The sequence below is a fragment of the Massilia sp. IC2-278 genome (genome assembly GCF_020708045.1).
GTDB lineage: Bacteria > Pseudomonadota > Gammaproteobacteria > Burkholderiales > Burkholderiaceae_D > Telluria.
This window is the reverse complement of the sequence record NZ_JAJFES010000017.1, coordinates 67916-82913: the sequence shown is the minus strand read 5'-3', so window position 1 is coordinate 82913 and position 14998 is coordinate 67916. Positions and strand designations below refer to the sequence as shown.

At 65.5% G+C, this 14998-nt stretch carries 13 protein-coding genes; 3 read left to right on the top strand and 10 right to left on the bottom strand.

The window, feature by feature from the left end:
• Both LK540_RS22140 and LK540_RS22135 read left to right on the top strand, forming a co-directional pair.
• The gene (locus LK540_RS22140; protein ID WP_229439560.1) at positions 1–603 is read left to right on the top strand and encodes a glutathione S-transferase family protein; all 603 of its coding nucleotides are present in this window, start codon (positions 1–3) and stop codon (positions 601–603) included.
• Between the two features lie 55 nt (positions 604–658).
• On the top strand, positions 659–1435 hold the full coding sequence (locus LK540_RS22135) for a spermidine synthase (RefSeq protein WP_229439559.1): 777 nt from the start codon (positions 659–661) through the stop codon (positions 1433–1435).
• Positions 1436–1476: 41 nt separating this feature from the next.
• Here LK540_RS22135 and LK540_RS22130 read toward each other — a convergent pair whose 3' ends face one another.
• Both LK540_RS22130 and LK540_RS22125 read right to left on the bottom strand, forming a co-directional pair.
• The gene (locus tag LK540_RS22130) at positions 1477–2688 is read right to left on the bottom strand and encodes a M48 family metalloprotease (RefSeq protein WP_229439558.1); all 1212 of its coding nucleotides are present in this window, start codon (positions 2686–2688) and stop codon (positions 1477–1479) included.
• 140 nt (positions 2689–2828) lie between these two features.
• A complete protein-coding gene (locus LK540_RS22125) occupies positions 2829–3278 on the bottom strand; it encodes a hypothetical protein (RefSeq protein WP_229439557.1) in 450 nt (149 codons plus the stop codon).
• A 155-nt stretch (positions 3279–3433) separates the two neighbouring features.
• Between LK540_RS22125 and LK540_RS22120 the strand changes: the two genes are divergently transcribed.
• Positions 3434–5320: an ABC transporter ATP-binding protein/permease gene (locus tag LK540_RS22120; protein ID WP_229439556.1), complete on the top strand. Its 1887-nt coding sequence runs from the start codon at positions 3434–3436 to the stop codon at positions 5318–5320.
• Positions 5321–5957: 637 nt separating this feature from the next.
• Here the strand turns inward: LK540_RS22120 and LK540_RS22110 are convergent.
• The 8 genes from LK540_RS22110 to LK540_RS22075 form a co-directional block, all read right to left on the bottom strand.
• Positions 5958–6539 (bottom strand): hypothetical protein, encoded by a 582-nt coding sequence (locus LK540_RS22110; protein WP_229439555.1) that lies wholly within the window; start codon positions 6537–6539, stop codon positions 5958–5960.
• 884 nt (positions 6540–7423) lie between these two features.
• Positions 7424–7921: a hypothetical protein gene (locus LK540_RS22105; protein WP_229439554.1), complete on the bottom strand. Its 498-nt coding sequence runs from the start codon at positions 7919–7921 to the stop codon at positions 7424–7426.
• A gap of 76 nt (positions 7922–7997) precedes the next feature.
• Positions 7998–9527: a hypothetical protein gene (locus LK540_RS22100; RefSeq protein WP_229439553.1), complete on the bottom strand. Its 1530-nt coding sequence runs from the start codon at positions 9525–9527 to the stop codon at positions 7998–8000.
• Positions 9524–11509, bottom strand: a complete 1986-nt coding sequence (locus LK540_RS22095) for a DUF4175 domain-containing protein (RefSeq protein WP_229439552.1) — start codon at positions 11507–11509, stop codon at positions 9524–9526. The genes LK540_RS22100 and LK540_RS22095 overlap by 4 nt, the downstream gene beginning before the upstream one ends.
• Entirely contained in the window at positions 11493–12476 is a 984-nt protein-coding gene (locus LK540_RS22090; RefSeq protein ID WP_229439551.1) for a BatA domain-containing protein, read from the bottom strand. The genes LK540_RS22095 and LK540_RS22090 overlap by 17 nt, the downstream gene beginning before the upstream one ends.
• Positions 12473–13360 (bottom strand): DUF58 domain-containing protein, encoded by an 888-nt coding sequence (locus LK540_RS22085; RefSeq protein WP_229439550.1) that lies wholly within the window; start codon positions 13358–13360, stop codon positions 12473–12475. The genes LK540_RS22090 and LK540_RS22085 overlap by 4 nt, the downstream gene beginning before the upstream one ends.
• A 1-nt stretch (position 13361) precedes the next feature.
• A complete protein-coding gene (locus LK540_RS22080) occupies positions 13362–14366 on the bottom strand; it encodes a MoxR family ATPase (RefSeq protein ID WP_229439549.1) in 1005 nt (334 codons plus the stop codon).
• Positions 14367–14369: 3 nt separating this feature from the next.
• The gene (locus LK540_RS22075) at positions 14370–14990 is read right to left on the bottom strand and encodes a DUF4159 domain-containing protein (RefSeq protein ID WP_229439548.1); all 621 of its coding nucleotides are present in this window, start codon (positions 14988–14990) and stop codon (positions 14370–14372) included.
• Positions 14991–14998: the final 8 nt, after the last annotated feature.

Below are 14998 nucleotides of genomic sequence, written 5' to 3'. Positions count from 1 at the left end.
ATGCTGAAGATAGTCGGAAAAGCCACCTCGATCAATGTGCGCAAGGTGCTCTGGACCTGCGCCGAACTCGGCCTGCCCTTCGAACGCGAAGAGTGGAACGACGCGGCGCATGCCCTTCTCAACCCGAACCGCATAGTGCCGGTGCTGGTCGACGGCGACCTGGCGCTGTGGGAATCGAACACGATCTGCCGCTACCTGTGCACCCGGTATGATGGCGAGGCCCTGCTGCCGCGCGAGGCAGGCCCGCGCGCGCAGGTCGAACAATGGATGGACTGGCAGGCCACGGAATTGAACACCGCCTGGCGCTACGCCTTCATGGCGCTGGTGCGCCGCAGTCCCGCCCACACCGATGCGGCGCAGATCGACGCCAGCAGCGCCAGCTGGAACCGCCACATGGGCATTCTCGACGCCCAGCTGGGCCAGACCGGCGCCTGGGTGGCCGGCCCTGATTTCACGCTGGCCGACATCGTGCTGGGCCTGTCCGCCAACCGCTGGCAGATGACGCCGATGGCGCGGCCCGATTATCCGCACGTCGCGGCCTGGCTCGGGAAACTCGACGAACGCGCAGGCTGCCGCCTGTACGGCCGCAACGGCACGCCTTGACACGGCCAGGCGCGGCGCTCTGGTAAGATCGGCCTTCACCGCAGAACGCCTCTCCATGTCCAAGCCGCCTCCCTTCGATCCCCGTTTCGCCCAGCCGGGCCACCCGCCCGCCACCATCACCGAGTTCGAGGGCGTGCGCTCGCTGCACCTGGGCACCTCCTGGGAACAGGGGGCGATGCGCATTGCGCGACCCGATGCGATCGAGCTGGAATACGTGCAGATGATGATGGCCTGGCTGCTGTTCCTGGATGCGCCACGCCACATCGTGCAGCTGGGCCTGGGCAGCGCGGCGCTGACCAAGTTCTGCCACCGCCGCTTTCCGGAGGCGCGGGTGACGGCGGCCGAACTGAATCCGAACGTGATCGCCATCTGCCGCGCGCTGTTCGAGCTGCCACCGAACGACGCGCGCCTGGACGTACGCGAAATGAACGCCCTCGACTTCGTGCTCGACCCGGCGAACCGTGGCCAGGTCGATGTGCTGCAGGTGGATTTGTACGACGAGGAAGCGCGCGGCCCGGTGCTCGACACGCCGGAGTTCTACCAGGGCTGCTTCGACTGCCTGGCGCCGAACGGCATCATGACCACCAACGTGTTCGGCGACTTCGCCAGCTACGACAAGAACCTGGACGCGATGCGCGAGGTGTTCGACGCGGTGGTCTGGCTGCCCGAGGTGCACGACGCGAACATCGTGGTGATCGCCTTCAAGGACGCGCCGCAGATCGATTTCGCCGTGCTCTACGAGCGCGCCGGCGAGATCAAGCGGCGCTATAACCTGCCGGCCAAGGATTGGGTGAATGGCCTGAAGGAGTGGATGCGCGACCAGGCCGAGTAATGGCCAAGTAAGCGCCCAGTAAGGGCCGCGCTCCCGGGGTCTTACTGGCACTCGTGCGGCAGCGCCTTCGGCACGATCCCTTCGCCGCTGCAGCTCCACGACACATTCCCCTCCTTGTCGACCGAGGGTTCGAACACCAGCACGCCGGCGCCCTCTTTCGTCTCGATGCTGGTCAGCACGCGCAGCACGGCGTTCTTCGGATCGATCTCGATCTCGCGCACCTGGCCGCCCGGATTGGCCGGGATGCCAGCCTGGGCCAGCGTCGGAATGCGGCCATGCTCGGCCAGATAGTGCTCGACCTTGGCGCTGGCCTGCTGTCCGGTGGCGTAGGCGCCCATCACGACCGCCTTTTGCGTGTATTCCTGGTAGGCCGGGATGGCGACTGCCGCCAGGATGCCGGCGACGGCCACCAATGCAATCAGGCCGCCCAGGCTGCCGGCGGCGGCACCGCCCAGGCGCGGCACGAACAGCGCCAGCAGGGTGGCCAGGAAATGGCGGCGCGGCTGCTGCGGCTCCTGGCCGGCGGCCAGGGCGCGGATTGCGGCCATGCGCTTGACCAGCCACGGGTAATCGCCCACCAGTTCATGGAAGGACATCCAGAAACCCTCGGTCTCGCGCGACTGCTCGATGAAGGCGCTGTTGTTCATGGTGCGCCAGCGCTTCCCGCCGGCGGCCAGTGCGGCCATGCCGAATTCGGCGTTCACCGGCTGCTCGCAGGCCGCCAGGCCGTGGCGGTCGCAGGTGTACTCGCGGGCGCGCGAATAGGCGGCGCCGATCAGCGGCAGGACCGAGGCCGGCAGCAGTACCGTGCCCCAGCTCAGGTGCTTGCGCTTGATGTGGCCGATCTCGTGGCCGATGTAGAAGTTCAGGGCATCCGGATTGTCGTGCAGGCCGTCGACCACGTCGGAGTACAGCACCAGAAAGTCGCGCCCCAGGAAGCGGGTGGCAAAGGCGTTCAGCGAGCCGCCCATCTGCAGCAGGTAGGCGTCGGGCACGCGCTCCAGGCCGAGCTTGGCGCAGCAGGCGTTGATCTGCGCGTCGAGATCGGGGAACTGGTCGGCGGTAATGCGCACGGCATTGCCCTTGATGTAGGAGATCAGGGCGGACTGCGCGAAGCAGTAGAACAGGAAGAACATCACCGCATACCCGAACACCGCCCCGCCCATGCCGGCCACCAGGCCGGCCCAGACGATCAGCGACAACACCAGCATCACGACGAACAGGGAACGTTCGTTCTTGTACACCAAATCCATTGCATCCCTTTCGATTGTCTGATTATTATTACAACCTGGCAACTTTACAGTATTGCCAAGTAGAAATAAACAGCCAACGGGCGCGGGTGTTGTCGCTTAGACACAAGCTATTGGTGACGACGCGTTCCGCAACAGCAGGATCATTTCTTAACCAGCCTGAGCAGGGTCCTGCCATTCGCCAGCGTCTCGAACGGAACAATGCGAAACACCGCATCGTCCCGCGCCAGGGGCTGGTTCGCAGGCACCGGCACGAAGTCACCGTTGGCGCGGCTGTGGCGCACATAGCGCACGACGCGTCCCTGCGCCAGGAAGGCCAGCGACATCTCGCCATCGTCCATGGATTCGAAGGGCACGATGCGTTCGCAATCCCCGTCCTTCACGCCCAGTACGCCGCATGCCCGCGCGCGCGAGGTGTAGGGTTCGAAGATGAATACCCGGTCCCACGCGAAACGCGTGGCGTCGGCCAGGCGCAGCTCGGCCGGCTTATCCGTGCGGATCAGGCGGCCGATCGCCTCGCTGGTATCGGAGGCATCGGAACAGGCCGCGGCGGCGAGCGCGGTGGCCACCAACAGGACGGGGATGGAGCGCATGCAGGGGCTTTCATGTTGACCGACAAGCAATGTAGCCTTGTTGCCCCGTAAAGACAAATTCATGCTGTGTTTGTTTCCGCACTGAACGGGGCTCTGCCGCGTCCTATGCTGGGGTTGTAACGCAGCCGCCGGTTGCCCCTTGCAAGTGACGAAACATGAACACGCCCCGCTCCGCCCCCACCGACACCCGGACCGATGACGATCCGGCGTCGTCAAACGACAAGCGGCGGGCCGCTGCCTTGTCGCTCGCCGCCTGGAAGCAATTCGTGAACGTGGCCAGGCCCTACTGGCTGGGCGACCAGAAACGGACGGCCTGGACCCTGCTGGTGCTGCTGATCGTGCTGATGCTGGTCGAGACCAAGCTGGCCGTCATGCTGAACGACCAGGCCGGCGAAATGACCTCGGCGCTGGCGGGAAGGAATGGCGACCGCTTCTGGAACGCGGTGCGGGCCTGCCTGCTGGTGCTGGCCTTTGCGGTGCCGGTGTATGCCTTCTATTACTACATGCGCGACCGCTTCGCCAACCAGTGGCGGCGCTGGCTCACCGGCCGTTTCCTCGACGGCTACCTGAAGGAACGCAAGTACTATGCGCTGGGTGCCAACAGCGAGATCGACAACCCAGACCAGCGCATCAGCGAAGACATCAACACCTTCACCGGCCGCTCGATCCACTTCCTGCTGATCTTCCTCGGCTCGATCATGCAGCTGGTCGCCTTCAGCACGGTGCTGTGGTCGATCTCGCAGGTGCTGGTTGGCGTGCTGGCGGTATATGCGCTGACCGGCACCGTGGTCGCCCTCTACGTCTTCGGCAATCCGCTGATCCAGCTGAACTTCTGGCAGCTGCGGCGCGAAGCGGATTTCCGTTTCAGCCTGATCCGCCTGCGCGAGAACGCCGAGTCGATCGCCTTCTACCGTGGCGAAGCGCAGGAACGCGCCCACATCGACGGCAAGTTCGACAGCGTGATCCAGAATTTCGCGCGCCTGATCCGCAAGCAGTGCTCGCTGAACCTGTTCCAGCGCACCTTCAGCCAGCTCACGCTGGTGCTGCCCTTTATCATCCTGGCCCAGGGCGTACTGTCGGGCGAGCTGGAAGTGGGCCGCGCCGTGCAGGCGGCCGGCGCGTTCACCGCGGTGTTGACGGCGGTCGGCGTCATCGTCGACAACTTCGAGAGCTTGAGCCGCTTCGTGGCCGGCATCGACCGCCTGCAGGGCTTGTCGGCGCTGGTGCTGCCGGACGCGGCGCCTGAAGCGCCCGCCGCTGGCGAACATCCGCGCATCCGCATGCGCCCCGGCGAGCACTTGGCGCTGGAAGCGCTGACGCTGCATCCGCCGCAATCGGAACGGGTGCTGATCCGCGAGCTGAACCTGGTCCTGAAGCCGGGCGATGCCCTCCTGATCACCGGCGACAGCGGCTGCGGCAAGAGCTCGCTGCTGCGCGCGATCGCGGGCCTGTGGAACACGGGCAGCGGCACCATCCAGCATCCGCCGCTGGAAAGCTGCTTCTTCCTGCCGCAGCAGCCCTACCTGCAGGCCGGCACCCTGCGCAGCCAGCTGCTCTACCCCAGCGGCACGTCCAGCCTGGGCGACGCCGAGCTGCTGGAGATCCTCGACCAGGCGCACCTGCCGCACCTGGCCGCGCGCGTCGGCGGCCTGGATGCCGTGCAGGACTGGGAAAAGCTGCTGTCGGTCGGCGAACAGCAGCGCCTGGCCTTTGCCCGCGTGCTGGTGCACCGGCCTTCCATCGTCATCCTCGACGAAGCGACCAGCGCGCTCGACAGCGGCAACGAAGCCTCGCTGTATGCGCGCCTGCGCGCGAACGGCACCACCCTGATCAGCATCGCCCACCGCGCCGCCGTGCTGCGCCACCATACGCACGTGCTGCGCCTGCTGGGCGACGGCGCGTGGGAGATGCATGACGCCGAAGGGTATCAGTTCGATGGGGCGGTCGTGCCACTGCGGGGCAGCGGCGGCGGTACTGGTGCGGGTACTGGCGCCAGCCTGCAGCTGGTGACGCCGGCGCCGGTGATGGCGGCGACGGGCTAGTTCGCGGCTGGCTTCAGGTTTTCTTGTGGAACGAATGCGTCGCCCGGCCTGAGAACGCATGGCAAGACCGTTCGTCGTACTGCCAACGGATGAGCGGGCAAGCGGGCCAAAGGAACGTCTGATGTATGTCTGCTCTTCGTTCGTGTCGGATGCGCAGCCCGCGAAAGGAGGCTATCGAACCTGAGGTACGCTCCACGATCCGACGCCATCCTCCACGTCTTTTCGCCATCCCACGCCATGGTGTGATCATTGCTACGTGAGCGAAGCCCTGCGGCAGTTGTTGATGAGCCCGGAGACAAGCTGCGATAGATGCCTAAAGGTTTTCGGAAGAAGTGCGTGGGCCATGGCATGACTCGTCTATAAACACGGCCGCACTCTTCATGCTCGGACTGCGGCTATGTACGTCCGCTATCGACCCGGAGCGGACGGTCGCCAGCGGCCACTGTTTAGTTCGCTGTACAGGGAAAGTTCGAACCAATCGCACTGCCTGGCAGTTCGGGGACGCGGCATCAACGTTGTCTAGAACGACTATGCGCTTGCGGTAAGGGGCGCATTGATGCCGCCTTCCGCCCACGCGCAACTGCAGGCAGCCGAGGCGTATGAGTCTACGATGCTGTTGCATTTAAGGCTATACAAGTCAAAGGCCTGCATCTTTCGCCTTTTGCTTGCGCTTCGCCTCTTGTTCTTGACGCATTTTGGCATTATTTACTTCCTGATATGCCATAGACATGTACATGATGCTCACTTTTGGCTGATTGTTCACCACCATGAAGGCGTTACCATCATCTAGCTTCCACATAAGATCGTCCTTGACGACATTGGATGGCATAGGAAGAAATGAGGCTAAAGCAGACGTTACCTGCTTGACCTGACCGTCGTGCTCTTGTCGAGTTTTTGGGGTAGCGAGAGTCAAGTACACATTCCCTAAACCCATATCAAGAATGGTCATGGTAATAGATTCGACGTCAACGCCGCCGTATTTCAACCCCGAAGCTTTAACAACACAGGTTCCAGCCCCAGCTTGGAAGTCATCATCCTTGTGGCATTCCGTGAGCTTGGAAACATCCCGGCCATAGATTTTGTTGAGCTGAACAACGACTTGTTTGCCAGTCATGCCTAATTGCAGACCTTTGATGCCGTCTGGAAGATTTGCCGCTTGGGTCAGTGCAGTCGTGAATATAAAGGTAGCGGGAACAATAATTTTTGCAAAATTCAGCAAAGTAACCTCTAAACGGTAATGTACATATTTCGGTTGAAGCCTTAATAAGCTTGTACATCGCTTCTGCATGCGGAACGGCAAGCCATTAAAACCTTCTGAAAATCATTTGGCAAGGGCGCCACCGACACAATATTTGCCACAAAGGCAACTGGATTGGGTGATGTACTCCCCTTCGTTTTCGACGTGCGAATTTCAACGTCCGCTTCATGCAGATGTCCATGGAGCGGCACACGGTCATGTCGACAGCAATGATGATAGATTTAATTGTAGTTGCATTGTAGAAACATCTGCATCGGGACGCAAGTAGCGCGTTGACGACAGGTGTGGCATTTGAGTCCCGCGATCGCCAACGCAACGTACTTGTCTGCTCGGAGAGACCACGTCTTGGTAGGCACCCATGCCAGGAGATTTTCAGTCGCATCTGCACGTCAGCCAGTCATGCGCGGCGCAAGCGACCAGTCGGCGGGCGGTGGCGGCAGCGAGAAACGCTGCAGCCATTTATCGTGCAGCGTGGTTGTTTACGCAACCGAAAACAGGCATATTCGACGGTTGTACGGGGCAGACCATGGCATCAATCCGTCTACAAACACGGACGCATATTAGTACTTCGGCTGAGCCTGCATACGTCCGCTATCAATGGAAGACCGCTCCACCCCGTATTGGCATCAGATGTGCCGAAGTGGAACTGTTTAGTAGCCACTGAACAAGAGCGGACATTGAAAGCGATCAGTTATCAGTCTCTTTCGTCGGCGGAATCGCTTTGAAACAAGACGCACGAGCGCAGGACCATGCCAAGGTCCGCTCCTGGCCGATAGCATGCCATTCGTATAGCTCAGAGTATGCGCTTATCCCATCTGGTCAAGTAACAGGTACTGTCAGGCGCCTTAGTCCCACCGTCCATCCCCAGGCTGGAAAACCACCCGGTCGGGCGTCCGTCCAGGGTCGATCGCCGCGCTGTATTCCCCGTATTCGGCGCACAGCGAGAACGGCGCCCCGCCCCGCACGTCGTAGCGGGTGAACCAGGCCACGGCAAACGATACTTCTTCCGGTTCCGGCGGCGAGCGGCGCCATTCGCCGAATGCCTCGCGCAAATCGTGGAAGGTAAAGGCGCCGGGTTCGGAAATGAACTCGAGGGTCACGATGCGGGCCTCGGGTGAGGTGCCGGGCGCATCCAGCGAAAAGTGGATCTCGTCGAACAAGGGCGACGACGCCTCCAGCGTGCCGTCGCGCTCGCCCGACATCAGGTAGTCGCGGTGGTGCTCGGGCATGCTGCCCAGGTGCCGGATGACGTCGGCATACGGCTTGCCGGCACTGGCCAGTTCGAGTGCCGTACCGATCGTCTGTGCCAGTGCAAGGGCGGTCGGGCTGTTCGGGTCTGTCATGGTGTTCCAATCGCGGATGGAACCATGAGTGTAGTCAAATCCATCCCGGCGAAATGCACGGATTGTCACGACGCGGTCAGCGCCGCTCGCGCCACCACAGGCCGAGCATGGCCAGCGCGAACACGAGGCCGAACGGCCAGCCGGGCAGCGTGCCCCGGGTTTGTTCGGCGGCCACCGGCGTACGCGCCGCATAGCGGGCCGTAGCGTCGCGCCGCTCGGCGGCCTGCCACTGCGGCCAGTCGCCCGGCGCATACACGTAGACCTGCCCTACCGCCGGCTTGGCGCCCTGGGTTTCCATGCGCAGCCAGCCCGCCTGGCGCGGCCACACGGCCACGCACGACGCGTCGACGCGATCACTGCGGCGCTGCCAGGCCAAGGTCTGATCCAATGCCGGGAAGTGGACCTTGCCCGTCACGCCCTGTGCGCAGATCTCGGTACGCTGGCCCGGCAGCGGCATTTCCTGCGGATCGAGCCAGTGCACTTCCTCGATGCGCTGCACGCCGAGCGTATCAAGCACGCCCTGCCACCACAGCGCCAGCGCGCGCGGCTGGGCGATCGCCTGGCGGTGCCAGTCGGCGGCGCCGAGCCAGCCGATGCGGCCCTGGCCCCAGGCACGCGCCCACACGGCGTCCTTGCCGCTCCAGGCGCCGGCCTGTGCACCAGCCGGGTTCAGGGGCGCCGCCGTCAAGGCCAGCGAGCCGACGGTGGCATCGGCCGGCTGCGCACGCAGCGCGAGCTGCACGCTGCGCGACCAGACCGCGCTGTCGTTGGCGTTCCCGCCCAGGACCAGCAGCGCGGCGCCCTGCTTCACTTCTTCCAACAATGCGCTGCGCGCGGCGCTGGATGCGCGCTCAAACCACGCGGCGTCGATCAGCAGCAGGCCAGGCTTGTCCATCTTTTCGCGCGCGGTTTCGCTGCGGGTGACGGTTTTACCGAGCGCCACCTGCCAGTCGATCACGGCATGGCTGCTTCCCAAAAGTTCGTTCAGTACGCGCAAATCGAACGATGGCGCGCTGAAGCGTCCGCGCACCTGCAGCGGCGGCGTTGCACTGACGACCACCGGCACCGGCCCTTCGGCCACCAGCCTGCCTCCCGCATCGAGCAGGCGCGCCTTCAAATCCAGGGTTTCGGCCAGCGGCGGCAGCCAGTCGACGGTAAGCGCGCCATCGCCGCGCGCTTCGGCCAGCACCTGGCCATTCTCGGCCAGCAGCTGCAGACGTGCCGGCGTCTTGGCCGTGCGCTGCACGGTGAGCGTGAACATGCGGCCCAGCGGCAGATGGCGCGGGAAGTCCAGGCGCAGCGTTTCCGACGTGGGCGGTATCCAGGACAAGGGACGCGCCGGCAGGTCCTGCCATTGCGCGGCGCGCATGCCGTCGCCCTCCAGGGTGAGGGCACGCACGCCGTCGAGCGTCGTGGGCGGTTTCGCCGGGTCGATGGCCAACGTGGTGCCCAGCTCGCCGGGCAGCTTCCAGCCCGTGGCCAGCAGGAACAGCGCGCCGGTGGCAATCGCGGCCAGCAGCGCATCGAGAGGGCGGCGGCGCCACAGGTACAGCAGCAGGCTGAGGGCGCCGACGATGACAATGGCTGCGCGCAGTTCGATACTCACTTCGGCTCTCCTTTGCTCCACGCGCGGGTGAACGGCGTTTGCGCCACCGGTTTCGCTTGCAGGATCACCGGCGCCTGCGCGACACCAGCGCGCAGCCAGGCGCGCAGGACCGGACGGCAGCGCAGGCAACCGTCCGCCACGTCCTGGACCGCACGCTGGGCGGCCAGGCGCTGTTCGTCGTCAGCCAGGCGCTCGCGCACCCAGTCGTGGGCGGTGCGCGTCCACAGGGCGGGCAGCGGTCCCTCGCTCGACAAGGCCGTCACCAGCTCGCGCAGCGGCAGCGGGATCGCATCCTGGGCCTCGCCCTGCTCGCGCCGGTAGCTGGCGGTGCCGACCACGTCGCCCGTCATGCGGATTTCTTCCTTGATCGGCGGCGGCACGAATGCAGTCTTGTGCAGGTAGATGCGGTCGGCCTGCTGCAATTCCTTGATCGCTTCCAGGGCCTTGAGTTCGGGCGCGAGCGCGGTTTTCGGGGTGATGGCGCGCAGGGCCTTTTCGGCGTCCCACATCGCCACCAGTGCGCGGCGCAGGATTTTTTTCGTTCCCTCGTCGTACATCGTCGCGTTCTCGGCTTCGTCGTGGGCGTGGCCGAATTCGTGCAGCACGTCCAGTGGTTTACCCGGCGCCGCGTGGTCGTCGTGGTCGTCGTGCTCTTCCTCGCCGCCGAACAGCGTCGACTCCTCGCCCAGGAACTGGCCATAGCGGCGCCGCAGCTGGGCCTGGTCGGCGGCAATCGCTTCGCTGCGCTCGCGCACTTCGCCCGCGTTCATGCGGGTTGCCTTCATGTCGGCGATCAGCTGCTCGGTGTCGATGATGATCTGGCGCTGGCTGCGCAGGCTTTGCGGCTTGACCAGCATCGGCATGGCCGAGGTCTGTTCTTCTTCCTCCTGTTCCGGCGCGGGCAGGCGCAGGGTGTAGGTCGGCGACTGCACGGTGTGTGGCCTGGCGGCGTTGTCGACGGCGCGCACAAAGAAGTACAGCTCGTCGCCCGGCTCCATGCCCAGTTCCGCCAGGGTCCATTGTTTCGACCAGTTGCGCACGCGCGGGTCCTTCGACGCCGGGATCGGCATTTCGCTGTCGGTGAACTTGATGTTCTCGCCGCTGCCGCGCGCCAGGGTCAGGTGCAGGGTGGCGCGGCGCACGGCGTAGTCGTCGCGCACCGTCAATGCCATGGCGGCCGTCTTCGCCTCGGGCTTGAGTTCCTGGATCATCTGGGTCGGTTGCGAGACCGTGATCTGCGGCGGCGCGTCCGGCGTTACCTTCAGCGTGTAGCGTGCGCCGCGCCAGCGCCAGAACAGCGATTCGGTGGCGGCCAGCTCCGCGCACTTGTCGCCCACGTTCAGGGTGCGGCCATCGCTCAGTTCGAGGATGGTCTGGCCGGCCTCGGGATTCTTCAGGCACCAGGTGAGCTTGCTCCCCTCCGGCAGTTCGAGGTGGCGCGGTGCGCCTTCGCTGCGCGCCAGGCCGGTGTACGACGGCGGGATGGCGGTAAGGGTCAATTGCGGCACCACGGCCGCCCTGGCAGCCGGCGCCGCTGCGCCTGGCGCTGCGGGCTGCGCTGCGCTGCCCTGCTGGCCGAAGTACCAGACAATCGCGGCAAACACCAGCCAGGGGGCGAGCCAGCTCAGGCCCATGTCCACGTGACGGCGCACGATGGCGCGCAGCGTGCGCGCGTCGAGGCGTTCGGCGATGCGCGCCAGCAGGCGCTCGCGCTGCAGCCGGGCCAGCGGCGTGTCGGCATCGACCAATAAGGCGCTGCTGTCTTCCAGCTCGGGCACATCGGCGTCGAGCCAGCTCACCCAGCCATGCGATACGCGCTGGCGCAGGCGCGCGCCGTCCCACATGCACCAGGCCACCCAGGCCAGGAGCCCCGGCAGCAGGCGCAGCGACAGCCAGGGCAAGGCGCCCAGTACCCACAGCGGCAGGCGCCGCAGCAGCGCGGCACGCCAGATGCGCCCGGCGATGTCAGCGTCGGCGTGCATGGGTCAAGGTCCTCTCGAGAGCAAACAGGGCGACCAGCGCCATCATCAGGAAATCGCGCAGCGCACCGTCGGCATGCTGCGTTGCCGGCACGTTCGATGCGGCGAAGCGGTGTGCGGGCGCGGCATGGGGCAATGGCGCGTAATGCAGGCTGCGCCAGGTTTCCAGCAGGCGGCGTGCGGCAGCCGCGTCGCCCGGCGGCCAGGCACCTGATGTCCAGAGACGGCCGCGCGCACTGCCGGCGTAGCGGATGCCGTCCACGCCGGGGGCCTTGGCCAGCTCGGGGAAGGCGGCCGTATTCGCGGCCCACCACAGCGGCGCACGCATCGATGGCGGCGGCGCTTCCGGCTTGTCCCAGACGATCAATTCGGTTTTTGCACCCGGCACGGCGTCGACCACGGCGCGCAAGGGGCCGTCCAGGGCGGCGAACATGCGGCGCCACTCGCCTGCCCGCTCGCTGACGATGGCCACGTGTACCTCGCGCGGTGCGGCAGGCTTGGCCAGGGTGCGCAGCTCGAGCGCATGGCGGAACTGCGGCAGCGTGGCCGGCATCGGGATATCGCCCAGCACCAACAGGCGCGCATTCGGTTTCCATTCGCGCTCATGGGCGCGGACCCAGCTCAAGGCCTCGGCTGCGGGAAGCGGCAGGCGCGCTGCATCCTCCAAGCCGGCCTGCGCGGCCTGCTGCTCGACCCAGGCGGCGTCCGTGCCCTCGGCCACCACGACGGTATTCCCGCGCCACGGCAGCACCGGATCGGCCAGCCAGGCGATCAGGCAGGCCAGCAGCAGGCAGCGCACGATCATCAGGATCACGTCGGCCCAGCGCCACACGCGCATCTGGCGCGGTTCGGTGCGCGGCAGGAAGCGTGCGCTGGCCAGCGGTTCTGCCGCAACCTGGACGCGCTTCTTGCGATGCCACCAGATTGGCAGCAGCAAGGTCGGTAAAGCCAGCCACCACAAACTGTTCATCGTCGTCCCGCCTGGCGCAGCCATTGCCGCAACACGTCACCGGGCGCCTGTTCGATACGCGCATGCACCAGCGGCACGTCGCCGGCGCGACAGGCGGCCGTTACGGTGGCGAAGTGGGCCTCGCGGTTGCGCAGGTAGCCTTCGCGCAGGTCGGCGCCGAATCGGAACACGCCGGCGTCAAGCTCGGGGTCGCGGTAGGCCGGGTCCGCAGCGAAGCCGCCCGTGCACTCGGCCTCGGTTTGGATGCAGGCCAGGCGCACGTCGTGGCGCATGTGGCGCAGGCGCAGCAGCGCTTCCGACAAGGGAGAAGGAAAATCGAGGAAGTCGCTGGCGGCGAACACCAGCGACGGCGATTGTGCAAAGCGCAGGCCGGACTTCAATGCGGCGGCGTCCGGCAATGCGCCTTCGGCCTGGGCCGCGTTCAATTTCGCCAGCACGCGCTGCAACTGGCGCGGACCGCGCGCGGCGGGCGTGAACTGCACGCGGCCGCCAGACAGCACCACCAGCCCGAAGGCATCGCCCTGGCGCTGGGCGATCGCCGCCACGCAGGCCAGCAGGGTGCGCGCATAGGCGAGTTTATCGAGGCCGGGAATGCTGCGGCTCGGCTCCATCATCGAGGCGCTGGCGTCCAGCACCAGCCACAGGGCGACATGGCTGTCGCGCTCGGCCTCGCGCACGTAGTAGCGGTCGGCGCGCGCCAGCAGCTTCCAGTCGACGCGGCGCCACTCGTCGCCCGGCGCATAGGTCCGGTATTCGGAGAACTCGACGCCGGAACCGCGTTCGCGGCCGGCGTGGATGCCCTGCCCCAGCCCGGCCAGCACGTGGCGGATGACGAGGTCGAGGTTGGTCGTGTGCGCGATCAGCGCCGAGCTAGCAACTGCCAATTCAGTCGACCTTGATCTCGCTGCGCAGCGCCTGCAGGATGTCGGCCATCGCCACGCCGTCGGCTTCGGCCTCGAAGTTGCGCACGACGCGGTGCGCCAGCACCGGCAGCAGCATCGCTCCGATATCGTCGCGCGTCACGGCCAGGCGGCCCTGCATCACGGCGCGCGCCTTCGAGGCCAGCACCAGCGCCTGCCCGGCGCGCGGGCCGGCGCCCCAGCCGACGTGCTTCTTCACCGCGGCTACCGTCGTTTCCTGCGGCCGCGTGGCGCGCACCAGGCGCGTGGCATAGCGCACCAGGTGGTCGCCGATCTCGATGTCGCGCACCAGCTGCTGCAGGCGCAGCAGGGTCGCCACATCCATCGCCGCTTCTGCATCCTGCAGGCTCGAGCGGGTGGTGGCCGCCACCATCATCACTTCTTCGTCCTCGGTCGGGTAGACCACGTCGATGCGCAGCAAGAAGCGGTCGAGCTGGGCTTCCGGCAGCGGATAGGTGCCGCTCTGTTCGATCGGATTCTGCGTGGCCAGCACGAAGAAAGGACGCGGCAAGGCGTGCGTGGTGCCGGCAAAGGTGACCGAGCGTTCCTGCATCGCCTCCAGCAGGGCCGACTGGGTCTTCGGCGGCGCGCGGTTGATCTCGTCGGCCAGCAGCACCTGGGTGAACACGGGGCCGGGCTGGAAGCGGAAGGAACGCTGGCGGGTGGCCGCGTCTTCTTCCAGGATCTCGGTGCCGACGATATCCGAGGGCATCAGGTCGGGCGTGAACTGCACCCGGCGGAACTGCATGTCGGTGGCCTGGGCCAGCGACTTGACCAACAGGGTCTTGCCCAGGCCCGGCACGCCCTCCACCAGCGCATGGCCGCCGGCCAGCAGGCAGGTGATCAGGAGCTCGACCACGTTTTCCTGGCCGATGATCACCCGGCCCATGCTTGCCTTCAGTGCGGCGGTCTTGGCCACCAGGCTTGCCACTTCCACTTCATTCCACGCTACCGCATCTTGTTCAGCCACTGCTCAAGCCCCTAACGCATATTGAATGATGTTCACCGCAAAGCGGGTGTTGTCGACCGCGAGAAAACGTTTATTACGGAAGTCGTAATCCCACTCGCAGCCATAGTCCTTGTTCGAGTACAGCACGCGCACGCGCCCGCCGATCTCGATCGCCTTCAGGTATTCGTGCACCAGGTCGTCGCCCCAGCCGTTCAGCTCCACCGAGGTATTCGGCGGGCCGTCGAACTTGAAGAAGCTCGAATACACCGGATGGTTATTCGGGATCTTCTTCAGGGCCGTGGCCCCGAAGATCTTCGCCATCTCGGCCTCGAACGACTTCGCGAACAGGCCGTCGATGTCGTGGTTGCAGTCGTCCACGAAGACGAAGCCGCCGCCCTTCACGTAGCGCTCGAAGTTCTTGCGCTCGGCCGGGGTGAACTGCACCAGCTTGTGCCCCGCCAGGTAGCAGAACGGGGCTTCGAGCATCTTCGGGTCGGACAGCGACACCATCCGCTCGGCCGGGTCCACCTTCAGGGTGGTGTACTCGACCAGCGAATTGAGCACGTTACTGGGCATGCGGATGTCCACGTCCCAGTCGCCCGACTCGTACATCAGGCGCGTGAAGTAAAAATCGAACCGCTTCATCTCTTGAT